This window comes from Ferrovibrio sp. MS7 (genome assembly GCF_038404985.1).
GTDB classification, from domain to species: Bacteria; Pseudomonadota; Alphaproteobacteria; order Ferrovibrionales; family Ferrovibrionaceae; genus Ferrovibrio; species Ferrovibrio plantarum.
On sequence record NZ_JBBKBA010000001.1, the window covers coordinates 1,781,481 to 1,805,929 of the forward strand.

Consider the following 24,449-nt stretch of genomic DNA (forward strand, 5'->3'; position numbering starts at 1 on the left):
CGGATATTATTAACCAACGGCTTATAGCATCGCCCGCAGCGGCGGCACACCCGCCCAACAACAAGAGTGTAGAGGACCATGAAATTCTTCGTCGATACGGCTGACGTGACTGAAATTGCCGCCCTGAGCGAATCGGGGCTGCTCGATGGCGTCACCACCAACCCCACCCTGGTCGCCAAGACCGGCAAGGATTTCCTCACCACGATCAAGGAAATCTGCCGTCTGGTGCCCGGCCCGGTTTCCGCCGAAGTCACCGCCACCGATTTCGCCACCATGATGGAAGAAGCGCGCAAGCTTGCGGGCCTCGCCGGCAATGTCTGCATCAAGGTGCCGCTCACCCCCGATGGCCTGCGCACCTGCAAGGCGCTGTCCGATCAGGGCATCATGGTCAATGTCACGCTGTGCTTCTCGCCGGCGCAGGCGATCCTCGCCGCCAAGGCGGGCGCCACCTTCATCTCGCCTTTCGTCGGCCGGCTCGACGATATCGGCCAGGACGGCATGAGCCTGATCGCCGATATCGTGCAGATCTACCGCAACTACACCGATTTCAAGACCGAAGTGCTGGTGGCCAGCGTGCGGCATCCGATGCATGTGATCGATGCCGCCAAGATCGGCGCCGATGTCTGCACCCTGCCGCCGAATGTGCTGAAGCAGCTCTACAAGCATCCGCTCACTGACAAGGGCCTGGATGCCTTCCTGGCCGACTGGAAGCAGAGCGGCCAGAGTATCCTGGGCAAGGCGTAATGTCGGCGCCGGAACGCCAGAGCGACCAAGCCGCGAACCTCGCCGGGGATCTGGACGAGGCGCGCGTGCTGGCTTGGCTGAAGCAGCATCCGGATATCCTGAACCGCCACCCTGAACTCTGCGCCATATTGCTGCCGCCGCTGCGCGACGGCAGCGGCGACAATGTCACCGACCTGCAGCGGGTGATGGTGCAGCGGCTGCAGGGCCAGCTTGCCCGCGCCAACCAGGTGGGCGTGGCGCTGATCGATGCCGGCCGACAGAACATGACTGCCACGGCACGCGTGCATGAAGCGGTACTGCTGCTGCTCGATGCCACCAGCTTCGAGCATATGATCCATATCGCCACCCAGGACTGGACCGATCTGCTGGATGTGGATGTGGTCAGCTTGTGTGTCGAGGGCGACCCGCGCCGTGCGCTCGGCCTTTCCGCCAGCAGCGTTTATGTGCTGCCGCCCGGCAGCATCGATGATCTGCTGGGGGCGGGCGTGCCGAACTTGCTGCGCGAACACAGTGGCGTGGCGCCGAAACTCTATGGCCCGGCGGCGGAACTGGTGCAGTCCGATGCCCTGGCGCGGCTGCAGATCGGGCCGAACATGCCGCAGGTGCTGCTGGCGCTCGGCTCGCGCGAGGCCGGCAAATTCCAACCGGCCCAGGGCACCGAGCTGCTGGATTTCGTTGCCCGCGTCCTCGAACGCACGATCCGCACATGGCTGAAACTGCGGCGCCTCTAGGCGATACGCCGCCGCCTTTCTTCATCCTGGCCGGTGAAGATACGCAGCGGGCTGCCGCCCGCTGGTATGACTGGCTGGCCAAGGAGAAGCGGTATTCGCGCCACACTTTGCGAGGCTATGGCCAGGATCTGGCGCGTTTCTTCCTTTTTCTCTCCCAGCATCTCGGCGAACCGGCCAGCCTCAAGGACCTGGCCGAATTGCGCACCGCCGATTTCCGCGCCTATCTCAACCGCTGCCGCATGGATGGCCTGGAATCGACCTCGCTGGCGCGGCAACTGAGCAGCATCCGCGGCTTTTTCCGCCGCCTGCAGCGCGAGGGCCATGCCGTGCCGGCGGCCGCTTCGCTGATCCGCACGCCGAAGCTGAAGCAGGCCCTGCCCAAGCCGCTGACCCAGGCGGCGGCGCGCGATGTGATCGACATGGTGGAATCCAGCCGCGACGAGCCCTGGCAGCAGGCCCGCGATGCCGCCCTGCTGCTGCTGCTCTATGGTGCCGGTCTGCGCATCGGCGAGGCTTTGGGCTTGAACAACGCCGACCGACCGCGCGGCAACAGCCTCACCGTCACCGGCAAGGGCAACAAGCAGCGCGTGGTGCCGATCCTGCCCGTCGTGCGCGAGGCCATCGAAACCTATCTCAAGCTCTGTCCCTATCCGCAGGATGCCGGGGCGCCGCTTTTCTACGGCGCGCGCGGCAAGCGGCTCGATCCGGGCATCGTGCAGAAGGCGATGCGCGATGCCCGCCGCGCCCTGATGCTGCCGGAAACCGCCACGCCGCATGCGTTGCGCCATTCCTTCGCCACCCATCTGCTGGGCGGCGGCGGCGATCTGCGCACGATCCAGGAACTGCTCGGCCATGCCTCGCTCTCGACCACCCAGCGCTATACCGATGTGGACGCCGAGGCGTTGTTAAATGTGTATAAAACTGCCCATCCCCGCGCTACGATGGGGTAATGCGAATCTCCTGCCTGCTCGCCGGCCTTGCCGCCGGCATCATCGCTACCGCTGCTATTGCGCAGCCGAAGCATGGCCTCTCCGCCTTTGGCGACCTGAAATATCCGGCCAATTTCAGCCATTTCGACTATGTGAACCCGCAGGCGCCGAAAGGCGGCGAGTTGCGCCAATGGCAGCTTGAGACCTACGACAATCTCAACCCGCTGATCATCAAGGGCGTGACGGCGCAGACGCTCAGCCTGGTCTACCAGAGCCTGATGAGCCGGGCGGCGGACGAGCCTGATGCGCTCTATGGCCAGATCGCCGAAAGCGTGGAACTGGCGCCAGACCGCGCCTGGGCGGCGTTCAACCTCAATCCCAAGGCACGTTGGCACGATGGCAGCCCGATCACCGCCGAAGATGTGGTGTTCACGTTTGACGCTGTGCTGAAGGATGGCCACCCGCAATACCAGCTCATCCTGCAGGACATGGAGAGCGTGACGGCGGAAAATCCGCGCCGCGTGCTGTTCCGCTTCAAGCCGAGCGAAAGCCGCCGCGACCTGCCGCTGATCGTCGCCGGGATTCCGATCCTGGCGAAGAAATGGTTCCAGGGTCGCGACTTCGCCCGTGCCACCATCGAGCCGCCGCTGGCCAGCGGGCCGTACCGCGTCGACCGTGTCGATGCCGGCCGCAGCCTGACTTTCCGCCGTGTCGCCGATTGGTGGGCCAAGGATCTGCCAACCAATCGTGGCATGTATAATTTCGACTCCGTGCGCGATGATTATTACCGCGACCGCGACATCGCCGCCGAGGCGCTGTTCGCCGGCGAATACGATTACCGCGTCGAGGTGACGGCGCGGGTCTGGGCCACCAGCTACGATCCCAAGCCCGCCGTGCAGCAGGGCCGCATCAAGCGCGAAGTGCTGCCGGATGAAACGCCTTCCGGCGTGCAGGCTTTCTTCCTCAACACGCGCCGCCCGCATCTGGCCGATCCGCGCGTGCGCGAGGCACTGAACTACGCCTTCGACTACGAGTGGATGAACAAGACGCTGTTCTACGGCCTTTATAAGCGCAACCGCTCGATGTTCGAGAATTCGCCGCTGGCCGCCACCGGCTTGCCGGCTGCCGACGAACTGGCGCTGCTCGATCCCTACAAGGCGCAACTGCCGCCGCGCGTTTTTACCACCGAATATCAGCCGCCGATGAGCGACGGTTCGGGCGCCAACCGCGATAACCTGCGCAAGGCACAGGCTTTGCTGCGCGAGGCCGGCTACGATATCCGCGATGGCAAGGCTTATGCCAAGGGTGCGACCGAGCCGTTGACCATCGAATTCCTGCTCTACGAGCCGAGTTTCCAGCGCGTGATCGGGCCGTTCACCGCCAGCCTGCAGCGCATCGGCGTGCAGTCGCAGGTGCGGGTGATCGACCTCACGGCATACGAAAACCGCATGCGCTCATTCGATTACGACGTGATCCTGCGCCGCTTCACCCAGCCGCTGACGCCCGGCGTGGAGCAGCGCAACTACTGGGGCAGCCGCGCCGCCGATATCACCGGCAGCTTCAATTTCTCCGGCATCAAGAACCCGGCCATCGATGCGCTGATCGAGCGGATCGTCGCGGCCCGGAGCCGCCAGGAATCCGTCACCGCCGCCAAGGCGCTGGATCGTGCCCTGATGTGGGGTTTCTACGTCATCCCCAACTGGTATAGCGGCACCTACAAGCTCGGCTACTGGGACCGTTTCGGCCGCCCGGCGGTCAAGCCCAGCTACGACCTCGGCCTGCTGGAAACCTGGTGGATCGACGAGGCCAAGGACAAGGCCATCGGCTTGCGGCGGTAGGGTATCGCCGGTATCCTTGGCCCAGTCCCCCATTGACGGTGAACGATGCTCGCCTATATCGCCCGCCGCCTTGCCCTGATCCTGCCGACCCTGTTCGGCATCATGGTGATCAATTTCGTGGTGGTGCAGTTCGCGCCGGGCGGACCTGTCGAGCAGGTGATCGCGCAAGTGACTGGCACGGCGGTGGACGCCACCTCGCGGATTTCCGGCTCGGCCGGCGGCGGCGAAATGCCCGGTGGCGGCGCCCCCCCGCCCGGCATCATTGGCGGCGGCGGCGATGTTTCGAAATACCGTGGCGCCCAGGGTCTCGATCCGGCCTTCATCAAGAAGATCGAGCAGCAATTCGGCTTTGATAAGCCGGCGCATGAGCGGTTCTTCCTGATGCTGAAGAATTTCGTGCGGCTGGATTTTGGTGAAAGCTATTTCCGCTCCCGGCCGGTGATTGATCTGATCGTCGAGAAGCTGCCGGTCTCGATTTCGCTCGGGCTGTGGACCACCTTGCTGGTCTATTTCATCTCGATCCCGCTCGGTATCCGCAAGGCGGTGAAGGACGGCAGCCGTTTCGATATCTGGACCTCCGGCATCATCGTTGTCGGTTATGCCATTCCAGGCTTCCTGTTCGCCGTGCTGCTGGTGGTGCTGTTCGCCGGCGGCAGCTTCGTGCAATGGTTCCCGCTGCGCGGCCTCACCTCCGATAACTGGGCTGATCTCAGCCTGATGGGCAAAGTGCTGGATTATTTCTGGCATCTGGTGCTGCCGGTGGTGGCGATGGTGGTGGGCGGCTTCGCCAGCCTCACCATGCTGACCAAGAATTCCTTCCTGGAAGAGATCAACAAGCAATATGTGCAGACGGCGCGCGCCAAGGGCCTGCCGGAACGCCGCGTGCTCTATGGCCATGTCTTCCGCAATGCCATGCTGATCGTGATTGCCGGCTTCCCGGCCGCCTTCATCGGCATCCTGTTCACTTCCTCCATGCTGATCGAGGTGATCTTCTCGCTGGATGGCTTGGGCCTGCTTGGCTTCGAGGCAGCCTTGAAACGCGATTACCCGATCATGTTCGGCTCGCTGTTCATCTTCACCTTGCTGGGCCTCATCGTCGGGCTGATTTCAGACCTGATGTATGTCTGGATCGATCCGCGCATCGACTTCGAAAGCCGCGACGCCTGATGCAGCTTTCCGCCATCAACCAGCGCCGCTGGCGCAACTTCACCAACAACCGGCGCGGTTACTGGTCGCTGTGGATTTTCCTGGCGCTGTTCGTCTTCAGCCTGTTCGCCGAACTGATCGCCAACGACCGGCCATTGCTGGTGCGCTACGACGGCAAGTTTTATACGCCGGTCTTCGTCGCCTATCCAGAAACCACCTTTGGCGGCGATTTCGAGACCGAGACGAAATACCGCGATCCTTTCGTCGCCGACCTGATCAAGGAAAAGGGTGGCTGGATGCTGTGGCCGCCGGTCCGCTATTCCTACAGCACGATCAACCTCGATCTGCCGGTGCCGGCCCCGGCGCCGCCGAGCCGCGACAACTGGCTCGGCACCGATGACCAGGGCCGCGATGTGGTGGCGCGGCTGATCTACGGTTTCCGCATCTCGGTGCTGTTCGGCCTCATTCTCACCATTGCCTCCTCGATCATCGGCGTGATGGCCGGTGCGGTACAGGGCTATTTCGGCGGCCTCACCGATCTGCTGTTCCAGCGTTTCATCGAAATCTGGTCCGGCCTGCCGACGCTTTACCTGCTGATCATCCTGGCTTCCGTGGTACAGCCGAATTTCTGGTGGCTGCTCGGCATCATGCTGCTGTTTTCCTGGATGGCGCTGGTCGGCGTGGTGCGCGCCGAGTTTCTCCGGGCGCGCAATTTCGATTATGTCCGCGCCGCCCGTGCGCTGGGCGTTCGCGACGCCCAGATCATGTTCCGCCACCTGCTGCCCAATGCCATGGTGGCGACGCTGACCATGCTGCCCTTCATCCTCAACGGCTCGATCACCACGCTCACGGCGCTGGATTTCCTCGGCTTCGGCCTGCCGCCCGGCTCGCCCTCGCTCGGCGAATTGCTCAGCCAGGGCAAGACCAACATCCAGGCGCCCTGGCTGGGTATCACGGCCTTCGCCGTACTCGCCGTGATGCTGAGCCTGCTGATCTTTATCGGCGAAGCGGTGCGCGATGCCTTCGACCCGCGGAAGATCTTCAAATGAGCGACCTTCTGCTTGAGGTCAGCGGTTTGGGTGTCGATTTCGATGTCGGCGGGCGGAAGGTTTCTGCGCTCCGCGATGCCGCTTTCACGCTCCGGCGCGGCGAGACTTTGGCCCTGGTGGGCGAAAGCGGCTCGGGCAAGTCGATCACCGCGTTGAGCGTGCTGCAATTGCTGCCCTACCCAACGGCGAGCCACCCGCCCGGCTCCTCGATCCGTTTCCGTGGCCAGGAGCTTGTCGGTGCCGGCGAGGCTGTGCTGCAGACCGTGCGCGGCAACCGCATCGCCATGGTATTCCAGGAGCCGATGACCTCGCTCAATCCGCTGCACACGATTGAGCAGCAGATCAATGAGGTGCTGTTCCTGCACAAGCGGCTCAATCCGCAGGCGGCGCGCGCCCGCACGCTTGAATTGCTTACCCTGGTTGGCTTGCCGCAGGCGGAAAAGCGGCTCGATGCCTATCCGCACCAGCTTTCCGGCGGTCAGCGCCAGCGTGTCATGATCGCCATGGCCCTGGCCAATGAGCCGGATATCCTGGTGGCCGACGAGCCGACCACGGCGCTGGATGTGACCGTGCAGGCGCAGATATTGAAGCTGCTCAAGGAATTGCAGCAGCACCTCGGCATGGCGATCCTACTGATTACCCATGATCTCACCATCGTGCGCAAATTCGCCGATCAGGTCTGCGTAATGACTCAAGGGGAAATCGTCGAGGCCGGCAAGGTGGCCGATGTCTTTGCCGCGCCGGCCCATGCCTATACCCGCAAGCTGCTGGCCGCCGAGCCGAAGGGCAAGCCATCGGAAGCCCGTGCCGATGCGCCGGTGGTGCTGGAAGCGGAAGCGGTGAAGGTCTGGTTCCCGATCAAGGCCGGCTTTTTCCGTCGCACCATCGGCCATGTGAAGGCAGTGGATGGCATCAGCATCTCGATCCGGGCCGGCGAGACCCTCGGCGTGGTCGGCGAGAGCGGTTCGGGCAAGTCGACGCTCGGTTATGCGCTGCTGCGGCTGCAGCGGGCCGAAGGCCGCATCGCCTATGCCGGGCGCAACCTGCAGGGCCTCACCTGGGCCGATATGCGGCCACTGCGCCGCGAGATGCAGGTGGTGTTCCAGGATCCGTTCTCCAGCCTCAGCCCGCGCCTCTCGGTATTCCAGATCATCGAGGAAGGCCTGCGCGTGCATGGCCTCGGCGGCTCGGAGCCTGAGCGCCGCGAGCGTGTCGCCTCGGCGCTGCGCGAAGTCGGGCTCGATCCCGCCAGCATGGACCGCTACCCGCATGAATTCTCCGGCGGCCAGCGCCAGCGCATCGCGATTGCCCGCGCCATGGTGCTGGAGCCGCGTTTCGTGGTGCTGGACGAGCCGACCTCGGCGCTGGACATGAGCGTGCAGGCGCAGATTGTCGATCTGCTGCGCGACCTGCAGCAGAAGCATGGCCTGGCCTATCTGTTCATCAGTCATGATCTGCGCGTGGTGCGCGCGCTGGCCGACCGCGTGCTGGTGATGAAGGATGGCCGCGTGGTGGAAGAGGGCGCGGCAAAAGCGCTGTTCACCGCGCCGCAAACCGATTATACCCGCGCCCTGATCGCTGCCGCCTTCGACCTGGCGGTGACGCATGAACACGCGGTGCGTGGCTGATACCAGTACGGGACTGATATGGCGCTTCTGATTTACACGCTGATCCACGATGCCGATGAATGGGCGGAGACGCTTGCAGCACAACTGCCCGGCCTCGATATCCGCGTCTATCCCAATATCGGCGACCCGGCCGATATTGACATGGCCCTGGTGTGGAAGCCGCCTGTCGGTTTCCTGGCCGGCTTTCCGAACCTGAAATTCGTGCACAGCTTCGGCGCCGGTGTCGATGGCATCCTGGCCGATCCGAAATACCCCCGCCATGTGCCGATGGCCCGCGTGGTCGATGCCGGGCTGGCCAACGGCATGGCCGAATATGTGGTGCTGCATGTGCTGCGCTTCCATCGCCAGGTGCAGGCGATGCAGTTCAACCAGCGCAACAAGACCTGGAAATGGCTGCCCCCCGTGGATGCTTCCGAACGCACCATCGGCATCATGGGCATGGGCGCGCTGGGCGCTGTCGCCGCGAAGCGGCTGACCGATTTCGGCTTCCAGGTGGTTGGCTGGAGCCGCCGTCTGAAAGCCATCGAGGGTGTTGCCAGCTTCCATGGCGAGGATCAGCTCGAAGGCTTCCTGCGCCATTGCAACGTACTTGTCTGCCTGCTGCCGTTGACGCCGGAAACCACCGGCATCATCAGCCGCCGCACCATGTCACTGCTGCCGCGCGGTGCCTATATCATCAATGCCGGCCGCGGCGGTCATGTGGTCGAGGCCGACCTGCTGCATGCGCTGGACAATGATTATCTCTCCGGCGCCACGCTGGATGTTTTCGCCGAGGAGCCGCTGCCGGAAGACCATCCGTTCTGGACCCATCCCAAGGTAACGGTGACGCCGCATAACGCCGCTGACAGCATTCCCAGCCTAGTGGTGCCGCAGATCGTCGAGAACATCCGCCGCCACCGCGAAGGCAAGCCTTTGCTGCGCGTGGTGGATCTGACGGTGGGTTACTAACCATTCAAAGGCGTCATGCCCGGGCTTGACCCGGGCATCTTTCTCCGCTGGACATCGAGATGCCCGGGTCGAGCCCGGGCATGACGAAAATAAAAAAGAAGCCCTACCGCCGCGCCTCGCGCAGCTTGGCTTCCTTGGCGGCATCGACCCACCAGGCCATGAAGTCGTTGCCGTATTTCGGCGTCTTCTCCGGATGGCCGAACTTGTCCCAGTAGGCGATGCGATCATAGCCGAAGGTCCAGCCATGGATCAGGTAGAAGCCCCAGGTTAGCGCGCGGTCGAGTGCCCGCGTGGCGGTGATCAGTTCGTCGCGGTCCTTGGCGTAGATCACCGCATCCACCAGCTTGTCGATGGCCGGGCTCTTGATGCCGGCGAAATTGCGGTTGGAGGGATTGTCGGCGGCGGCCGTGGTCCAGAAGCTGCGCTGCTCGTTGCCGGGTGAATCCGACTGGCCCCAGCCGCCGGAGATCATGTCGTAATCAAAGGCGCGCAGTCGGTTGGTGTATTGCGAGGAATCGACAATGCGCAGATTCAGCTTGATGCCGACGCGTTCCAGGCTTTTGCCCCAGGCGGCGGCGATACGCTCGAAGGCGGGATCGACCAGCAGCATCTCGATCTCGAACGGCTTGCCGGCCTTGTCCACCAGCTTGCCGTCCTTGACGCTGTAGCCGGCCTCGGTGAGTAATTCGCGGGCTCGGCGTAGCGTGGCGCGGTCGGTGCCGCTGCCATCGCTCACCGGCGGCTGGTAGGCCGGGCCGAACACGCGCGGCGGCAATTGCGCACGCATCGGCTCCAGCAGTTTCAGTTCGGCAGCCGAGGGCTCGCCGCGCGCGGCGAAATCGGAATTCTGGAAGAAGCTCTGCGCCCGGCTGTATTCGCCGAAGAAGAAATTCTTGTTCGCCCATTCGAAGTCGAAAGTGTAGGTTAGCGCCTCGCGCAATTTCGGATCGGCGAATTTGTCGCGCCGCAGGTTGAAGACGAAGCCGGAGAGGCCGCCCGGCCGCTCATGCTTGATCTTCTCCATCTTCACCAGGCCGTTCTGCCGCGCCGGGAAATCGTAGCCGGTGGCCCAGACGCGGGCGATGTTTTCCGGCCGGTAATCGTATTGCCCGGACTTGAAGGCTTCCAGCGTCACCGTGTTGTCGCGGTAGATGTCGTAGCGGATGCGGTCGAAATTGTAGCGACCCTTGTTGATCGGCAGATCCTTGGCCCACCAGTTCGGATCGCGCTCATAGACGATGAAGCGGTTGGCCTCGAATTCCTTGATTCGGTAAGGGCCTGAGCCGGTCCAGGGCTCCAGCGTCACCTTGTCGAACTCACGCTTCTGCCATTGCGCCTTCTGGATCACCGGCAACTGGCCCATGATCTGCGGCAATTCGCGGTTCGGCGGGCCGTCGAAATGGAACTTGATCTGGCGCGGCCCCAGTACTTCGGCGCGGCTGACATTGGCATAGTAATACTGCATCGCCGGTTCGCCCTTTTCCTTGATCTGGGCGAAGCTATAGGCGACATCCTCGGCGGTGATTGCCGAGCCATCGGCCCATTTCGCTTCCGCGCGCAGGCGGAAGCTGACCCATTTCAGGTCGTCGGGCACTTCCACGCTTTCGGCGATCAGGCCGTATTCGGCTGACACATCATCCATCGGCGAGGTCATCAGCGTCTGATAGATCAGGCCAAGGCCCGGCGCCTCGTCGCCCTTCGGGATGAAGGGATTGAGGCTGTCGAAGCCGCCCAGGCCGACCAGCTTGATTTCGCCGCCCTTCGGCGCCGCCGGATTGACATAGTCGAGCTGCTTGAAGTCGGCGGCGTATTTCGGCGCCCCAACCAATGAGAGGGCATGGCTGCTGGTTTGCGCTTGCCCAAGATTGGGCAGCAAGGCAAGGCAGCAGGCAGAAGCAAGGGCAGCCAGACGCAGCATCACGGTCTCCCGGAAAGCGGTGAGGGCGTAAAACGAGCGTATACTATATAGAGGCTTCAGGCGCCCGCGAGTATGGCCTTCGCGGCATCGTGAAGGCCGGCATTGGCGGCAGCCAGCACGCGGGCCGGGTTCCTGGTATCGAGCCGGCGGCCTTCCCAGTCGGTGACGATGCCGCCGGCACCTTCGATCACCGGGATCAGCGCGGCGTAGTCATAGGGCTGCACCTTGCCGTCCAGCACGATATCGGCAAAGCCGGAACTGATCAGGGCATAGGCGATGCAGTCACCGCTCATGCGGTTCAGCCGGCAGGATTTGCGCAATGTCGTGAAGGCGGCGGCTTCGCTGTCGGTGAAGCCGTCGACATAGGTGGTGAGCAGGGCCGCATCGGCCAGCGCGGTGCCGCTATTGGCCTTGGTCGCCACGCCGTTATAGGTGGTGCCGTGGCCCTCGGCGCCGATCCAGCGGTCGCGCATGATCGGCTGGTCGATCACGCCCAGCAGTGGCCGGCCCTCATAGGTCAACGCGATCAGAGTGCCGAAGATCGGCAGACCGGTGACGAAGCTCTTGGTGCCGTCGATCGGATCGAGAATCCATTGCCACGGCGCTTCGGGGCGCGCATGGCCGTATTCCTCGCCATAGATGCCGTGGTCGGGATAAGCCTGTTCGATGGCCTTGCGCATCGCGGCTTCAGCGCCACGATCCGCCACCGTCACCGGCGAGGCATCGGCCTTGCTCTCCACCGCCATGCTGCGCTGGCGGAAATGCGGGCGAATAGCTTCCCCGGCCAGATCGGCCAGGTGACCGGCGAAGCGAATCAGGTCAGCGGGGCAGGACTGCACCGGCAGTGTTACTGCAGCGGCTTCGGGCTATCCGACTGGGCGTTCAGATAGGCGATCAGGTCGGCGCGCTCCTTGGCGCTCTTGATGCCGGCGAAGGCCATCTTGGTGCCCGGGGCATAGGCCTTCGGGTTGCCGATGAACTTGAACAGGCTGTCGGTGCTCCACTCGCCGCCGGTCTTCTTCAGGCCGTCGGAATAGGCGAAGCTGGCGATATGGCCCTTCGCGGCGCCGACGATGCCGTACAGGTTCGGGCCGACCTTGTTGGCACCGCCCTTGTCGAAGCTGTGGCAGGCTGCGCACTTGGCAGCAGCCTTCTGGCCGGCTTCGACGCTGGCGGCGGCGAGCAGTGGGCCAACCGGCTGCTCCGGCTCGGCGGCGGCCGGGGTGGCAGCGCCACCGGCGGGCGGCTGATCCGGCACGTCGATCTTGTAGGCCTGCTCGGCCAGCTTCTTCGGATGGATCACCATGTTGCCGATCTGGTTCAAACCGGTGATCACCAGCAGGCAGGCGAGGGCGGCGCCGGCGATCTTATTCAGCTCGAAACTATCCATTCGACAACTCCATAGGGCTGCGGCGCTCCCCAGTCAGCGAGAGGGCCGGAAATTGCGCGCAGATTACCGGCTTCCCCCCGCCATCCGCAACCCGTATAAAGCCGGCGGGACGGGCCGGCGGCGGCCCCATCCTGCGGCGAAGTGCCGCATCCCCCGCGATTCGCAAGCCTTTGAAACTCATGCCCCAATCCGCCCAAGCCCAATCTGCTCTGCCCCAGAACCCGATCGTGCTGATTCCGTCACGGCTGGCCTCCACCCGGCTGCCGGACAAGCCGCTGGCCGATATCCATGGCAAGCCGATGATCGTGCATTGCCTGGACCGGGCGCGCGAGGCCGGATTCGCCCGCGTGGCGGTGGCCTGCGGCGACCAGGCAATTGCCGATGCGGTGCGGGCCGCCGGCGGCGAGGCGGTGATGACCGACCCGGCGCATCCCTCGGGCTCCGACCGCATCTTCGAGGCGCTGACCCGGCTCGACCCCAAGGGTGAGCATGACGCGATAATCAATCTGCAGGGCGACCTGCCGGCCATCGATCCCAAGGTGGTGCGCGCGGCGCTGGCGCCGCTGGCCGATGCCGCCATCGACATTGCCACGCTCGCGACGCCCATCGTCGACCGCCATGAGATCGACGATCCCAATGTGGTGAAGGCGGTGCTGAGCCTGGAGCCCGGCCAGAGCATCGGCCCGGCGCTGTATTTCAGCCGCCGCCCGGTGCCTTCGGGCGACGGGCCGCTGTGGCACCATATCGGCATCTATGCGTATCGCCGCGCCGCGCTGGTGCGTTTCGTGGCGCTGAAACCATCGCCACTTGAGCGGCGCGAGAAACTGGAGCAGTTGCGTGCGCTTGAGAATGGCATGCGCATCGCGGCAGCCGTCGTTGACACCCTGCCGCTCGGCGTCGATACTCCCGGCGACCTTGATCGCATCCGCCAAGTCATGGCGAAATAAAGAAAAAATGTAAGGCCCAGGCATGTCTCCGGTCGCAACTCTCGCCACGTCTTCCACCGATCCGGCCCGCGTCGTGGCCTTCCAGGGGGCTGCTGGCGCCTATTCGCATCTGGCCTGCCGCGAAGCCTTGCCCGATCTGGTGCCGCTGCCCTGCGCCACTTTCGAGGATGCTTTTGCCGCCGTGCGCGAGGGCCGCGCCACCTGCGGCCTGATCCCGATCGAGAATTCCACCGCCGGCCGCGTCGCCGACATCCATCACCTGTTGCCGGAAGGCGGGCTCTACATCACGGCAGAGCATTTCCTGCGCGTACGGCACCAGCTTCTGGCGCCGAAGGGCGCCAGCCTCAAGACGGTGCGCCGGGTCTACAGCCATGTGCAGGCATTGTCGCAATGCCGTGGCGTGATCCGCGAGTTGGGCCTGGAGGCGATTGTCTCCACCGACACCGCTGGTTCGGCCAAGGATGTGGCGGAACGCAACGATCCGGCGGAAGCCGCTGTTGCCTCCACCATCGCCGGCGAACTTTATGGCCTGCAGGTGTTGCGCCCCGATATCGAGGACAACGACACCAACACCACGCGCTTCGTGAAGCTGGAGCGTCAGCGCCTTGATCCCGATCCGGTGCAGGCCGCTGATTGCCTCACCAGCCTGATGTTCAAGGTGCGCTCGGTGCCTGCCGCGCTCTACAAGGCGCTGGGCGGTTTCGCCACCAACGGCGTCAATGTCGTGAAGCTGGAAAGCTACATGACCGATGGCTTCCGCGTCGCGGAATTCTATTGCGAGATCGAAGGCCATCCCGCCACCAAGAGCGTGCAGTTGGCGCTGGACGAGCTCGGCTTCTTTTCCCGCCAGCTCAAGATTCTCGGCGTCTACCGCGCGCATTCCTATCGTTCCAGTTTGTGAGCCGGGCCGGGATGCGGCGCGCCTCCCGGTCACTCCTGTCGCGGCGCCGGCTTCTGGCGGTTGCCCTTGGCAGTGGATTGCTGCCGCGGTTTGCGCGCGCACAGGCCGTGCCGGCCAAGGTGGATGTGGCCATATTGGGTGCCGGCATCGCCGGCCTGGCGGCGGCACGGCTGCTGAAGGATCGTGGCCTTTCCATTGCGGTGCTGGAAGCACGCAACCGTATCGGTGGTCGCGCCCATACCGATACGCAGCGTTTCGGCTTCGCCGTCGATCTCGGTGCCCTGCATCTGCGTTCGCTGGAAGTGAATCCGCTGGTGCCGCTGATCCGCGAGGCGCGCGTTGCCAACCAGATCGAGGATGGCGATTTCTGGCTCTACGAACCCGGCCATGAAGCGTCGGCCGGCGATTACGACGCGCTTGGCGCCGCGCTCGACCGCATCGACGATGCTCTGAACGATGCCAAGGCCGCGCACCAGGACCGCGCGCTCGCGGCCCTGGTGCCGGTGATGGAAACGCGCTGGGCCGATGCTGCCCGTGCGCTGGCCGGGCCGTTGCATGTCGGTATCGAATTCGCGCAAGTATCGGCACTGGATGCGCCGCGCCTCACCGGCACCGGCAATGATCTCTGGCTGCCGGGCGGCCTCGGCGCCTGGGTCTCAAGCCTCGGCGCCGGCCTGCCGATCTTCCTCGAGAAACCAGTACATGCCATTGAATGGAGTGAGCGCGGCGTCAGCATCGGCCATGCCGGCGGCAGCCTGGAGGCGCGCGCCTGCATCGTGGCCGTGCCGCTCGCCGTGCTGGCCACCAATGGCGTGAATTTCCGTCCCGAATGGCCCGGGCCGCGCCGCGAGGCACTGGGCCGGCTGCAGGTTGGCGCCATCGAACGCATCGCCCTGCGCTACCGGCCGGGCAGCTTCGATGCCGCGCCAAGTACGCAGCTTTTCGGTCCCGGTCCTGGCGGCGATGTGGATATCGCGCGCCAGGCGATGCAGTTCCGGCTCAACGCACTTGGCCAGCCGGTGGTGCTGGCCAGCGTCGGCGGCGCCTACGCCCGCGACCTGGTGCGGGCGGGCGAAGAGGCGATGATCGAGGCCGCGCGGCGCCGCCTGGCGAAATTGCTCGGATCGCAGATCGATGCCAGCTTCGTCGATGGCATGGCCTCGCGCTGGGGCGCCGATCCCTACAGCCTCGGCAGCCATTCGGTGGCCCGGCCTGGCGCCGTGGCGGCGCGGCGGGCGCTGGCGCAGCCTTTGGGCCGCGTCTTCTTCGCCGGCGAGCATGTGGCGCCGCCGGAATGGGTCAGCCAGCTGCCCGGTGCCTGGGCCTCGGGCCGCGAGGCGGCGCTGGCGGTACTGAAAGCCCTGGCTTGAGTTAAACTGGCATGAGTTAAACTGTGTAATCCAGGGGGAGGGACGCATGACATCGGCAATGATCCGCGTACTGGCCTTGATGCTGCCGCTGCTGCTGGCGGCCGTGCCGCTGCGGGCACAGGAGGATGCGGCGGCGGTGCAGCAGTTGCTCAGCCTGAACCGCGATTTCCGCAGCGCCTATGAAGCAACCCGCAAACAGATGGAAGCCGGCGCCGAGCCGGTGCTGATCGTCGGCGGCAGCCAGCTCGAACTCTACCGCCGGGGCGTGCGCGAATGGAGCGCCGATATCACGCCGCCGCTCTACACCCGCTACAAGGCGATGGCGCATATCCCGTTCGCAGTGGAACTGACCCTCGCGCCGTGGCTGGGGCGCCAGGAGGCCGGCTGGCTGCCGGCGTTGCAGGGCTACCGCGACAAGGTGGCGGCTTTGCGCGACCGTCTCGGTCAGCTCGGTTTCCCCAGCGATCAGTTGCCGCGCCAGCAGGCCATTGCGGAGTATGCGCTGCGCTACATGGACACGCTGTTGCAGAGCCGGCGGCTGGACCCGGCCGACCTGCGCTCGTTTGCGCGTGGCATCGCGCCCGACCTGCTGGCCAATGCCGATGCAGCCGCAGCGTTGCAGCTTGACCTGATGCATGCCGAGACGGCGCGGCTGCGCGCCCGCTTGGGTGAGGCGGATTGGGCGAAGCTGTGGATCCTGGTGCCGGGCCCGAAATCGCCGCGCGCGGGCAATCTGCAATACAGCTACTACAGTCGCCTGCTGCGCGGCACTGAAGATGAAAAGCGCCTGCTGTATTTCGAGGGCATGTTTGATGCGCAGCCTTCCCTGAACCAGCTTGGCCGCTATATCACCGACAGGCAGGCGGCGGAGCTGTTCTTCGGCGACGCTTACCGCCTGGATCGCGACCTGCTTGCCGATGGCGCCGCCCGCCATCTCGACCGCCTATTTCCCAAGTGAAACGCTCCCCGTTAAGTAAAAAGAGGAAACCCCAGAGATGGCGAAAAAGATCATCGATTACCTGCAGCAGCGCAGCAGCATCCGCGCCTTCAAGCCGGATCCGGTGCCCGCCGAGGTGCTGCAGCGGCTGCTGGCTGCTGGTTCGGAAGCGCCGAGCTGGAGCAATACCCAGCCCTACCGCGTCGCCGTGGCGCAAGGCGACCTGCGCAACCGCATCGCCAAGGCGCTGTGCGACCGCTTCGATGGCGAGGTCGAGCATGGCCGTCCCCGCGAATACCATGTGCCGGACAAGTACCCGGCCGAATTGCAGCCGCGCCGCGTCGCCTGCGGTTTCGGCCTCTATGGCGCGCTCGGCATCGAGCGCCAGGACATGGCGGCGCGAGCCCAGCAGATGCGGCGCAATTTCCATTTCTTCGACGCGCCGGTGGGCCTGTTCATCTATGCCCATGGCGCGCTGGATGCCTATGCCGCGCTGGATGCCGGCGCCTACATGCAGTCGGTGATGCTGGCGGCGCTGGACGAAGGCCTTGGCACTTGTGCCCAGGCGGCGCTGGCCACCTGGCCGGAGGCGGTGACGCCGTTCTTCGATGTGCCGCCGGAATACAAGCTGCTCTGTGGCATGGCGGTCGGCTATCCGGCCGAGCATGTGGTGAACAAGTTCCGGCCGCATCACCTGCCGCCGGCGGACCTCAGCATCGCGCCGAAGTGATTGCTCAATAGTGGTGGTCGCTCTCGCGCAAGCGAGAGTCCCATTTTCCGGCAGGCGTGAAATGGGATACCCGCTTTCGCGGGTATGACGCCAACCCTATGGCTCAGGCGATGATGTCGGGCAGCAGCAGGCTTTCCAGCTTGATAATCTGGTCCTTCAGGGCCAGCTTCTTCTTTTTCATGCGCTGGATCTGGAGCTGGTTGATATGCGCCTGGCCGGCCAGCGCGTTGATCGCGTCGTCAAGATCGCGGTGTTCCGACATCAGGTCGGCCAACTGGCGCTGCAGGGCTTCAAGGTCGAGGGAGCCGGAAAAATTCATGTCTGCGGTCTACGCCTGTTCACGGAACGCGCGGGGCGGGTATCTTAACACGGAATGACGGGTCCGGGCATGGCATTCTGGCGGTTTTCCCTGGCGCTTTATGGCCGGCCCGGGGTGGCGGATTCCTGCCTGAAATTGCAGGACGAGGCCGGGGCGGACGTCAACCTGCTGCTGCTGGGCTTCTGGCGCGCGGAACAGGGCCTGGCACCCTGGACAGCGGCGGAAATCGCGGCTCTTGCGGCAGCCATCGACCCGGTAAACGCGGTGTTGCGGCCTTTCCGGCAGGCACGCCGGGGCCTCAAGGCCCTGATCGCCACCACGGCAGACGCCGGCGACCTCTATGAACAGGCCAAGGCGCTGGAATTGCGGCTTGAGCAACTGGTGCAGGCGCGGCTTGCCGAACTGACACCGGTGTCCGCCACTGCCCATGCCGGCAGCGACTCGGCCGAGGCACATCTCGCGGCCTACATGGCGACCCTGCCGCAGCCCGGCCATCCTGCCGCCGCCGCTCTGTTGGCGGCTGCCGGCTTTAGCGTTTCTTGAGCGGGCTGCCCTGCCAGCGCCGCACCAGGCCGGACTCAATGCCGAAAAGATCGAGCACGCGGCCGACGCTGTGGTCGATCAGATCGTCCAGCGTCTTTGGCTCGGCATAGAAGGCCGGCATCGGCGGCGCCACGATGGCGCCGATTTCCGTCACGCTCACCATGTTGCGCAGATGCCCGAGATGCAGCGGCGTTTCGCGCGGCACCAGCACCAGGCGGCGGCGCTCCTTCAGCACCACATCGGCGGCCCGCGTCAGCAGATTGCCGGTAACCCCGGTGGCGATCTCGGCCAAAGTCTTCATCGAGCAGGGTGCCACCACCATGCCCAAGGTCTGGAACGAACCGGATGCTATCGCGGCGCCGACATCCTCCAGCGGATAGACCTTGTCGGCCAGGGCTTTGACGTCCTTCGCCGTATACGGTGTTTCATAGGCGATGGTCATTTCCGCAGCGCGGGTGACGACGAGATGGGTTTCGATCTCGGAATTTTTGAGCGATTCCAGTAACCGGATACCGTAGATCACGCCGGAGGCGCCGCTGATACCGACGATCAGGCGTTTTGCCACTTTTGATCGCGCAACCCTTGTCGGGATTGGCGATGGCGGTTGCGTATGATTTTTGCGGCGCGTCATATCCACAAGATAATGCTTGAAAGGGGCTGACAAAGCGAGGGGGCAGTGCTTACATGAATATCAAGCGCATGCCTGAGCGGTTGCGCAAGCCACCGCGCCGGTCATCGCGCTCCCGGATCATCCCTGGTCCGGAGAACGGAGGAGGATAGCGATGGCTACTGAAGCCCATATTGAGAGCCTCGTCGAAAAACATGCCCATCTGCAGGCGGTCATTGACGACGAAACGCACCGCCCACTCCCAGATCCTGTCCGCGTCAGCCAGTTGAAGCGCGAAAAGCTCAAGCTCAAGGAGGCGATTGAACGCCTCAAGCAGTGAGCCTTACTGGACTAGCCTGAAACATCTCACCTGAAACAAAACTGGCGCCGGATTGCTCCAGCGCCAGTGGTGAGGTTCGTTCGTTGCACGTACAAGCCGGACCCGGCGTTAGCCGAGATTCTTGGCCTTCTCGCGCAATTCGAATTTCTGAATCTTGCCGGTCGAGGTTTTCGGCAGTTCGCTGAACACCACAGTCTTCGGCACCTTGAAGCGCGCCAGATGCTCGCGGCAGAAGGCGATGATGTCGTCTGCCGTCGCCTTGCCGCCCTGCTTCAGCGTGACGAAGGCGCAAGGCGTCTCGCCCCAATGCGCGTCGGGCCGCGCCACCACGGCGGCTTCCATCACGTCCGGATGCATGTAGAGCACGCCTTCCACTTCCAGCGTCGAGATATTCTCGCCACCGGAAATGATGATGTCCTTCGAGCGGTCCTTGATCTGCATGTAGCCGCCGGGATAGGCAACGCCGAGATCGCCGGAATGGAACCAGCCGCCGGCGAAGGCTTCCTGGGTCGCCTTCGGGTTTTTCAGGTAGCCCTTCATCACGATGTTGCCGCGGAACATGATCTCGCCCATGGTCTCGCCATCGGCGGGTACGCGCTGCATGGTCTGCGGGTCCAGCACCGCCACGTCTTCCTCGACATGATAGCGCACGCCCTGGCGCGCCTTCAGCTTGGCGCGCTCGGGCAGATCCAGCTTTTCCCATTCCTCATGCCAGTCGCAGACCACGGCGGGGCCATAGACTTCCGTGAGGCCGTAGACATGGGTGATGTCGAAGCCCATTTCCTCCATCGCGGCGATCACGGCGGCGGGCGGCGCGGCACCGGCGGTCATGCATTTCACGCCCGGCTTCAGCTTGGCGCGCACCTCGGCGGGTGCATTGATCAGCATGCTCAGCACCGTCGGTGCACCGCAGAAATGCGTCACGCCGAGATCGGCGAAGCTGGAGAACACGGCGGCCGGCTCGACCTTGCGCAGGCAGACATGCACGCCGGCCAGCATGGTGATGGTCCAGGGGAAACACCAGCCGTCGCAATGGAACATCGGCAGCGTCCAGAGATAGACCGGATGCTTCGGCAGGTTCCAGGTTACGGCATTGCCCATGGCATTCAGGTAGGCGCCGCGATGATGCGTCACCACGCCCTTGGGATTGCCGGTGGTGCCCGATGTATAGCCGAGCGCGATGGCATCCCACTCATCCAGCGGGCCCTGCCAGGGATATTCATAGTCGCCGAGCTTGAGGAAATCCTCGTACTCGATGCTGCCGATGCGTTCGCCAGCAGTGACGGCGGCATCGTCGATGTCGATCACATAGGGGCGCACTTTCGCCAGGGCCAGAGCCTGCTCGGCAATGGCAGCGAATTCGCGGTCGACGAACAGCACCTTGGCTTCGCCGTGATCGAGGATGAAAGCGATGGCTGCCGGGTCCAGGCGTGTGTTGATCGAGTTCAGCACCGCGCCGGTGGCCGGCACGCCGAAATGCGCTTCCAGATGCGCCGGGGTATTCGGCGCGATCAGCGCCACGGTGTCGCCGCGCCGGATGCCGCGCCGCGCCAGTGCCGAGGCAAGGCGGCGGCAGCGGACATAGAGCGTCGCATAGTCATAGCGCCAGGCGCCATGCACCACCGCCAGGCGGTGCGGGAAAACCTCCGCCGTACGCCGCAGGAAACTCAAGGGCGACAGCGGCTCGTAATTCGCCGGGTTCTTGTCGAGATCACGATCATAAATTGTTGTCATGGGTTTCACTCCCCAAAGCGTTTCAGCACCCCTAGATCGGCGGGGAGAAACTAATGACAACCGGGCAGCCGGGCAACCGCCGCTGGCGTCAGTTTTGCCTTATTGGCGTCAGTTTTGTTTGTGCAGAGCCAAAACGGTTTTGTGGCCAGGAGCGGCCTGCACCACGGCAGCATGGAAGCTGTCCTTGGTTGGCGCCTGCAGATGCAGGTCAATCTCGGCCTTGCCGCGGTTGACCACGGTGAGCTGGTCGCCCTTGGCCGGCTCGTGCAGCGTGGCGTAACGCACCTTGCCCTGGTCGAGATGATGCGTCAGGTCGCGGCGGCCCTGGCGCAGATGGGTCAGTGAGGCAGCCAGCTCCTCGCGGCTCTGGATGCGCAGATGCACCGGATCCTTGTTGTCCACCTGCACGTCGAGATTGAGCTTTTCGCCCGGCTTGAGGCGATAGTCATGGGTCCAGTCCATCGCGTCGGCGGCAGCATGGAAATGCACCGCCACCACCTGCAGGCGCGGCTGGGTATGGTCGATATTGTGCTGCACCACCGCGAGCGTCACGGCGGCGGTGATCGCGGCCCCGACCAGACCGCCCAGCGCGGTGCGCAATTGTGGTGGCTGTCGCAGCCAGGTGAGCAGGCTGGCCAGACGGGCCGCCAGGGGGGTGGGCTGCGGCCTTGCCAACGGCGCGGCGAGGCTGGCCGGCAGCGGCACGGCTTCGCTCATGCGCGCCAGGTCGCCGAGATCCTGCTCCAAAGCCGCCAGCGCTGCCGCTTCGGGCAGCTTCTCCGGATGCGACGCCAGTTCGGCCAGAAGCTCTATCCGCTCCTGCCGGCTGAGGTCGCCATCGATATATCGGCCGAGCCGCTCTTCGAACACGCCCGTACTTCTCCTCAAGAAATTCATGGCTGGGCGGTCGCTTGCCGCCCGGCATGCACTAACCCGTAGACTTGAGTGTCGGCAGCGGCGGGATAGTTCCCGCCGCCGCGACATTTTTTCACGCCAGCGCCGACCGCAGCAATTGCCGGGCCCGGAAAACCCGGCTGCGGATCGTTCCGATCGGCACGCCGAGGATTTCGGCGGCCTGTTCGTAGGTCAATTCTTCCAGCGATACCAACAGGATGGCCTCGCGGAATTCACCCGGCAACGTGGCGATGGCGCGGTGCAGGCGCTGCAATTCATCGCGCACCACATAATGCTCGGCCAGCGGCGGGTCGTTCGAGGGCACCGCCTCCAGCGCCTCCTCGCCGACAAAGCGCCGGTTGCCGGCGGCCATGCGGCGGTGGCTGCGCACCATGTTGAAGGCAATGCCGATCACCCAGGTGGAAAGCGCCGCGTCCTGGCGGAAGCTTTGCAGATTTTCCAACGCCACCAGGATCACGCGCTGGGTCAGGTCTTCCGCATCGCCGGCATGGCCGATGGCCTTGAGGATGAAACGGAATACCCGCGCCCTCAGTTGTGCCACCTCATTGGCTCTCGAATCGAGCAACACTATCCCCACCGGTTTTTACGCCATGAGTATGAGGGCATTCCGCCCGGCCCGCCAAGCCTAGCGGAAATGAAAACGCGCGCCGCCGGGAACCATCGCCGCGCCTGCCGCACTCATGGCCTGAAGCCGAGAAACAGCAGAGGACAGGATGAGAGAAGTGAAACACAGGCAGCGACGCCGACCGGCGCGGCGGAGTGTCAGCACACTTCCCTGGCGTCCGCTGGCCTGGCTGATCCTACTGCTGCTGGCGCTGGGGCCGTTGGCGCAACCATGAACTCGGCAGATTGATCCACTGCCACCCGCCCGGACAGCCTGTCCCCGTATCACTCGTCCCGGCGGGTCTTTTCTTTAAATCCTCAAAGCCCGAAGCCATCGGCCAGCAACTTCAGGCCGCAGAGGAAAGTGATGCCGTAGATGATGCGGTAGAAGGTGGTGTCGCTGAGAAACTTGTGCAGATACATGCCGAGAAAGACACCGCCGACCGCGACCGGCGCCAGGATCGCGGCGGTGCCGAGATTCTCCGGGCTGAATTGCCCGAGCCAGGCATAGGGGATCAGCTTCACATAGTTGAGGATGGTGAAATACACCACGGTGGTGCCGAGGAAGAGCGTCTTGTCCAGGCGTTGCGGCACCAGATAGACCGAGAGAGGCGGGCCGCCGGCATGGGCGATGAAGCTGGTGAAGCCGGAAATGATGCTCCAGAACACGCCTTTCTTCACATTGCGCGGTGCCGGCTGCGGGCTGCCCTTGCGCAGCAGCTTGTCGAGCACGAAGGCAATGGCGACGATGCCGATGATCACCTGCACGCCGCGATTGCTTACCCAGTCGGCGGTGAGCGTGCCGATCAGGATGCCGAGCAGCGCGCCGGGCAGGATGATCGCCATGTTGGCGCGGTCCCAATGCTTGCGGAACCCCCATAGTCCGGCGAGATCCATGACGCAGAGTACCGGCAGCGTGATGGCGGCGGCCTGCAGCGGCGGAATGGTCAGGCTCATCAGCGGCAGCGCCAGCATGCTGGTGCCGGGGCCGAAGCCGCCCTTGCTCAGGCCGATGATGATCACCGCCGGCATCGCGGCGGCATAGAACCAGGGGTCGTGCAGGATCGGCAGGGCTTCGAGCATGGGGCTGTGGATAACTTGCGCGGATGGCGATGCGGGCAGGTGGTTTGGTTGACGCTGAGGGGAAGCGACGCTTATCCTGCCTCTCAGCAAATCGCGACAACATCATAAAGCAATTGACGATCATGGAAACCGGTGTGGCGGCAGCTTCGGCTGCTTTGGAAAAGGCATTGCGGCGGCTGGATGCCGCGCTTGCCAACCGCGCCGTGGCCTATCGTGCCCTGGCCGAGCAGTATGGTCAGGCGACACTCGAACTGCGTCAGACGCGCGAGGCATTGCAGACGGCCCGTGCCGAGGCCGATTCTTTCCGCGAGCGCGCTGCCCTGGTGGATGCGCTGCGCCAGGAATTGGCGATCCATCAGGCCGAAGCGGAAGCGCCGGCCGCGACAGCGACCGACAATTCGGTGGATGCCGGCAGCGAAGTCCTTGCCGCGCTGGAGCGCGAGAATGCCAGCCTGAAGCGTGAATGCGGGGATTTGCAGAACCGCCTTTCAGCCGCCTTGGCGGCGCAGGAGCAGTTGCGCCTTGCTGCCGAGCGCCCCGCAATGCCAGCACCGGTGCCGGTGACCGTGGCTGCCGCCGAGGAAGGCGACACCGCCGAGCCCATCGCTGCCGCACTGCGTGCCGAGCTTGATGCCGCACGCGCCGCCCAGGCCGAGGCCAAGGCCTTCGAGGCCAGCCTGCTGGCGCGTCTGGATGCCACCATGGACCGCTTGCGCCGCTCGCTCGAGAGCGCCGGCGGCACCGCTTGAGGAGGGCGTCATGGCCGAGGTGAATGTTACCATCAATGGCCGTATCTACCCGATCGGCTGCGACGATGGCGAGGAAGCCCAGGTCACGCGGCTATCCGCCCTGGTGGATGCCCGCGTGCGCGAACTGGCCGCCCTGGTCGGCCAGGTGGGCGAGGCGCGGCTGATGCTCATGGCATCGCTGACCATGGCCGACGATCTGGAAGTGGCGCAGCGTGACCTGGCGCAGTTGCGCGAGGATGTTGCCACCCTGCGGCGCGGCCAGGAAGCCGACAAGAGCGGCGCCGATGCGCTCATCGGCCTGGCGCAGAAGCTCGAAGACATCGCGGCCAAGCTCGAGACGCCCTAGATTC

General features: G+C 64.4%; 26 protein-coding genes. 17 read left to right on the plus strand and 9 right to left on the minus strand.

Features of this window, described 5'->3' with window-relative positions; translation table 11 throughout:
* The first annotated feature begins 78 nt into the window (after window positions 1–78).
* The 8 genes from fsa to V6B08_RS08535 are packed head-to-tail and all read left to right on the plus strand — an operon-like array spanning window position 79 to window position 9,013.
* Window positions 79–744, plus strand: a complete 666-nt coding sequence (gene fsa / locus V6B08_RS08500; RefSeq protein ID WP_341979635.1) for a fructose-6-phosphate aldolase — start codon at window positions 79–81, stop codon at window positions 742–744.
* Window positions 744–1,475 (plus strand): DUF484 family protein, encoded by a 732-nt coding sequence (locus V6B08_RS08505; RefSeq protein ID WP_341979637.1) that lies wholly within the window; start codon window positions 744–746, stop codon window positions 1,473–1,475. Before fsa ends, V6B08_RS08505 begins: the two co-directional genes overlap by 1 nt.
* On the plus strand, window positions 1,451–2,425 hold the full coding sequence (locus V6B08_RS08510) for a tyrosine recombinase XerC (protein ID WP_341979639.1): 975 nt from the start codon (window positions 1,451–1,453) through the stop codon (window positions 2,423–2,425). Before V6B08_RS08505 ends, V6B08_RS08510 begins: the two co-directional genes overlap by 25 nt.
* Window positions 2,425–4,242, plus strand: coding sequence for an extracellular solute-binding protein (locus tag V6B08_RS08515; RefSeq protein ID WP_341979641.1), 1,818 nt, complete (start codon window positions 2,425–2,427; stop codon window positions 4,240–4,242). The genes V6B08_RS08510 and V6B08_RS08515 overlap by 1 nt, the downstream gene beginning before the upstream one ends.
* A 45-nt stretch (window positions 4,243–4,287) precedes the next feature.
* Window positions 4,288–5,409, plus strand: a complete 1,122-nt coding sequence (locus V6B08_RS08520) for a microcin C ABC transporter permease YejB (protein WP_341979643.1) — start codon at window positions 4,288–4,290, stop codon at window positions 5,407–5,409.
* Window positions 5,409–6,437 (plus strand): ABC transporter permease, encoded by a 1,029-nt coding sequence (locus tag V6B08_RS08525; protein ID WP_341979645.1) that lies wholly within the window; start codon window positions 5,409–5,411, stop codon window positions 6,435–6,437. Before V6B08_RS08520 ends, V6B08_RS08525 begins: the two co-directional genes overlap by 1 nt.
* Complete coding sequence (locus tag V6B08_RS08530; protein WP_341979647.1) at window positions 6,434–8,065, plus strand: ABC transporter ATP-binding protein; 1,632 nt, start codon at window positions 6,434–6,436, stop codon at window positions 8,063–8,065. Before V6B08_RS08525 ends, V6B08_RS08530 begins: the two co-directional genes overlap by 4 nt.
* 18 nt (window positions 8,066–8,083) lie before the next feature.
* Window positions 8,084–9,013: a 2-hydroxyacid dehydrogenase gene (locus V6B08_RS08535; RefSeq protein ID WP_341979649.1), complete on the plus strand. Its 930-nt coding sequence runs from the start codon at window positions 8,084–8,086 to the stop codon at window positions 9,011–9,013.
* A 103-nt stretch (window positions 9,014–9,116) separates the two neighbouring features.
* Here V6B08_RS08535 and V6B08_RS08540 read toward each other — a convergent pair whose 3' ends face one another.
* From V6B08_RS08540 to V6B08_RS08550, 3 genes are read right to left on the minus strand one after another with little or no spacing between them, the layout of a single operon-like run.
* Complete coding sequence (locus tag V6B08_RS08540; RefSeq protein WP_341979651.1) at window positions 9,117–10,931, minus strand: extracellular solute-binding protein; 1,815 nt, start codon at window positions 10,929–10,931, stop codon at window positions 9,117–9,119.
* A 56-nt stretch (window positions 10,932–10,987) separates the two neighbouring features.
* Entirely contained in the window at window positions 10,988–11,770 is a 783-nt protein-coding gene (gene hisN / locus V6B08_RS08545) for a histidinol-phosphatase (protein WP_341979653.1), read from the minus strand.
* 8 nt (window positions 11,771–11,778) lie between these two features.
* Window positions 11,779–12,321 carry a c-type cytochrome gene (locus V6B08_RS08550; RefSeq protein ID WP_341979655.1) on the minus strand — a complete coding sequence of 181 codons (543 nt, stop codon included), beginning with the start codon at window positions 12,319–12,321 and terminating at the stop codon, window positions 11,779–11,781.
* 179 nt (window positions 12,322–12,500) lie between these two features.
* On the opposite strand from V6B08_RS08550, the gene V6B08_RS08555 reads away from it, so the two are divergent.
* From V6B08_RS08555 to V6B08_RS08575, 5 genes are all read left to right on the plus strand, one after another.
* Complete coding sequence (locus tag V6B08_RS08555) at window positions 12,501–13,268, plus strand: 3-deoxy-manno-octulosonate cytidylyltransferase (RefSeq protein WP_341979657.1); 768 nt, start codon at window positions 12,501–12,503, stop codon at window positions 13,266–13,268.
* A gap of 22 nt (window positions 13,269–13,290) precedes the next feature.
* Window positions 13,291–14,169, plus strand: coding sequence for a prephenate dehydratase (locus V6B08_RS08560; protein ID WP_341979659.1), 879 nt, complete (start codon window positions 13,291–13,293; stop codon window positions 14,167–14,169).
* A 77-nt stretch (window positions 14,170–14,246) separates the two neighbouring features.
* Window positions 14,247–15,539 (plus strand): flavin monoamine oxidase family protein, encoded by a 1,293-nt coding sequence (locus V6B08_RS08565; protein ID WP_341979661.1) that lies wholly within the window; start codon window positions 14,247–14,249, stop codon window positions 15,537–15,539.
* Window positions 15,540–15,585: 46 nt separating this feature from the next.
* Window positions 15,586–16,497 (plus strand): hypothetical protein, encoded by a 912-nt coding sequence (locus V6B08_RS08570; protein ID WP_341979663.1) that lies wholly within the window; start codon window positions 15,586–15,588, stop codon window positions 16,495–16,497.
* A gap of 37 nt (window positions 16,498–16,534) precedes the next feature.
* Complete coding sequence (locus V6B08_RS08575) at window positions 16,535–17,206, plus strand: nitroreductase (RefSeq protein WP_341979665.1); 672 nt, start codon at window positions 16,535–16,537, stop codon at window positions 17,204–17,206.
* A 103-nt stretch (window positions 17,207–17,309) separates the two neighbouring features.
* On the opposite strand, the gene V6B08_RS08580 is transcribed toward V6B08_RS08575, so the two are convergent.
* A complete protein-coding gene (locus tag V6B08_RS08580; protein ID WP_341979668.1) occupies window positions 17,310–17,525 on the minus strand; it encodes a YdcH family protein in 216 nt (71 codons plus the stop codon).
* A 69-nt stretch (window positions 17,526–17,594) separates the two neighbouring features.
* On the opposite strand from V6B08_RS08580, the gene V6B08_RS08585 reads away from it, so the two are divergent.
* Window positions 17,595–18,068 (plus strand): TIGR02444 family protein, encoded by a 474-nt coding sequence (locus tag V6B08_RS08585; protein WP_341979670.1) that lies wholly within the window; start codon window positions 17,595–17,597, stop codon window positions 18,066–18,068.
* Here the strand turns inward: V6B08_RS08585 and V6B08_RS08590 are convergent.
* On the minus strand, window positions 18,055–18,699 hold the full coding sequence (locus V6B08_RS08590; RefSeq protein ID WP_502258298.1) for a UbiX family flavin prenyltransferase: 645 nt from the start codon (window positions 18,697–18,699) through the stop codon (window positions 18,055–18,057). The two genes, V6B08_RS08585 and V6B08_RS08590, sit on opposite strands and share 14 nt — an antisense overlap.
* Before the next feature lie 151 nt (window positions 18,700–18,850).
* Between V6B08_RS08590 and V6B08_RS08595 the strand changes: the two genes are divergently transcribed.
* Window positions 18,851–19,015, plus strand: a complete 165-nt coding sequence (locus V6B08_RS08595; protein ID WP_341979674.1) for a YdcH family protein — start codon at window positions 18,851–18,853, stop codon at window positions 19,013–19,015.
* A gap of 108 nt (window positions 19,016–19,123) precedes the next feature.
* On the opposite strand, the gene V6B08_RS08600 is transcribed toward V6B08_RS08595, so the two are convergent.
* The 4 genes from V6B08_RS08600 to V6B08_RS08615 all read right to left on the minus strand — a co-directional run bounded on the left by V6B08_RS08600 (window position 19,124) and on the right by V6B08_RS08615 (window position 23,350).
* Window positions 19,124–20,749, minus strand: coding sequence for an acyl-CoA synthetase (locus tag V6B08_RS08600; RefSeq protein WP_341979676.1), 1,626 nt, complete (start codon window positions 20,747–20,749; stop codon window positions 19,124–19,126).
* A 108-nt stretch (window positions 20,750–20,857) separates the two neighbouring features.
* A complete protein-coding gene (locus V6B08_RS08605; protein ID WP_341979682.1) occupies window positions 20,858–21,619 on the minus strand; it encodes an anti-sigma factor in 762 nt (253 codons plus the stop codon).
* Window positions 21,620–21,737: 118 nt separating this feature from the next.
* Window positions 21,738–22,205 (minus strand): RNA polymerase sigma factor, encoded by a 468-nt coding sequence (locus tag V6B08_RS08610; protein ID WP_341979684.1) that lies wholly within the window; start codon window positions 22,203–22,205, stop codon window positions 21,738–21,740.
* Window positions 22,206–22,585: 380 nt separating this feature from the next.
* Window positions 22,586–23,350, minus strand: coding sequence for a sulfite exporter TauE/SafE family protein (locus V6B08_RS08615; RefSeq protein WP_341979686.1), 765 nt, complete (start codon window positions 23,348–23,350; stop codon window positions 22,586–22,588).
* Window positions 23,351–23,472: 122 nt separating this feature from the next.
* Between V6B08_RS08615 and V6B08_RS08620 the strand changes: the two genes are divergently transcribed.
* The gene (locus tag V6B08_RS08620) at window positions 23,473–24,099 is read left to right on the plus strand and encodes a hypothetical protein (RefSeq protein ID WP_341979689.1); all 627 of its coding nucleotides are present in this window, start codon (window positions 23,473–23,475) and stop codon (window positions 24,097–24,099) included.
* Window positions 24,100–24,109: 10 nt separating this feature from the next.
* Window positions 24,110–24,445, plus strand: a complete 336-nt coding sequence (locus V6B08_RS08625) for a cell division protein ZapA (RefSeq protein WP_341979691.1) — start codon at window positions 24,110–24,112, stop codon at window positions 24,443–24,445.
* Window positions 24,446–24,449: the final 4 nt, after the last annotated feature.

Coding starts and splice junctions, on each gene's coding strand:
- fsa (WP_341979635.1), top strand. CDS start 79: ATGAAATTCTTCGTCGATACGGCTGACGTGACTGAAATTGCCGCCCTG.
- V6B08_RS08505 (WP_341979637.1), top strand. CDS start 744: ATGTCGGCGCCGGAACGCCAGAGCGACCAAGCCGCGAACCTCGCCGGG.
- V6B08_RS08510 (WP_341979639.1), top strand. CDS start 1,451: ATGGCTGAAACTGCGGCGCCTCTAGGCGATACGCCGCCGCCTTTCTTC.
- V6B08_RS08515 (WP_341979641.1), top strand. CDS start 2,425: ATGCGAATCTCCTGCCTGCTCGCCGGCCTTGCCGCCGGCATCATCGCT.
- V6B08_RS08520 (WP_341979643.1), top strand. CDS start 4,288: ATGCTCGCCTATATCGCCCGCCGCCTTGCCCTGATCCTGCCGACCCTG.
- V6B08_RS08525 (WP_341979645.1), top strand. CDS start 5,409: ATGCAGCTTTCCGCCATCAACCAGCGCCGCTGGCGCAACTTCACCAAC.
- V6B08_RS08530 (WP_341979647.1), top strand. CDS start 6,434: ATGAGCGACCTTCTGCTTGAGGTCAGCGGTTTGGGTGTCGATTTCGAT.
- V6B08_RS08535 (WP_341979649.1), top strand. CDS start 8,084: ATGGCGCTTCTGATTTACACGCTGATCCACGATGCCGATGAATGGGCG.
- V6B08_RS08540 (WP_341979651.1), bottom strand. CDS start 10,931: ATGCTGCGTCTGGCTGCCCTTGCTTCTGCCTGCTGCCTTGCCTTGCTG.
- V6B08_RS08550 (WP_341979655.1), bottom strand. CDS start 12,321: ATGGATAGTTTCGAGCTGAATAAGATCGCCGGCGCCGCCCTCGCCTGC.
- V6B08_RS08555 (WP_341979657.1), top strand. CDS start 12,501: ATGCCCCAATCCGCCCAAGCCCAATCTGCTCTGCCCCAGAACCCGATC.
- V6B08_RS08560 (WP_341979659.1), top strand. CDS start 13,291: ATGTCTCCGGTCGCAACTCTCGCCACGTCTTCCACCGATCCGGCCCGC.
- V6B08_RS08570 (WP_341979663.1), top strand. CDS start 15,586: ATGACATCGGCAATGATCCGCGTACTGGCCTTGATGCTGCCGCTGCTG.
- V6B08_RS08575 (WP_341979665.1), top strand. CDS start 16,535: ATGGCGAAAAAGATCATCGATTACCTGCAGCAGCGCAGCAGCATCCGC.
- V6B08_RS08580 (WP_341979668.1), bottom strand. CDS start 17,525: ATGAATTTTTCCGGCTCCCTCGACCTTGAAGCCCTGCAGCGCCAGTTG.
- V6B08_RS08585 (WP_341979670.1), top strand. CDS start 17,595: ATGGCATTCTGGCGGTTTTCCCTGGCGCTTTATGGCCGGCCCGGGGTG.
- V6B08_RS08590 (WP_502258298.1), bottom strand. CDS start 18,699: ATGACGCGCCGCAAAAATCATACGCAACCGCCATCGCCAATCCCGACA.
- V6B08_RS08595 (WP_341979674.1), top strand. CDS start 18,851: ATGGCTACTGAAGCCCATATTGAGAGCCTCGTCGAAAAACATGCCCAT.
- V6B08_RS08600 (WP_341979676.1), bottom strand. CDS start 20,749: ATGACAACAATTTATGATCGTGATCTCGACAAGAACCCGGCGAATTAC.
- V6B08_RS08615 (WP_341979686.1), bottom strand. CDS start 23,350: ATGCTCGAAGCCCTGCCGATCCTGCACGACCCCTGGTTCTATGCCGCC.
- V6B08_RS08620 (WP_341979689.1), top strand. CDS start 23,473: ATGGAAACCGGTGTGGCGGCAGCTTCGGCTGCTTTGGAAAAGGCATTG.
- V6B08_RS08625 (WP_341979691.1), top strand. CDS start 24,110: ATGGCCGAGGTGAATGTTACCATCAATGGCCGTATCTACCCGATCGGC.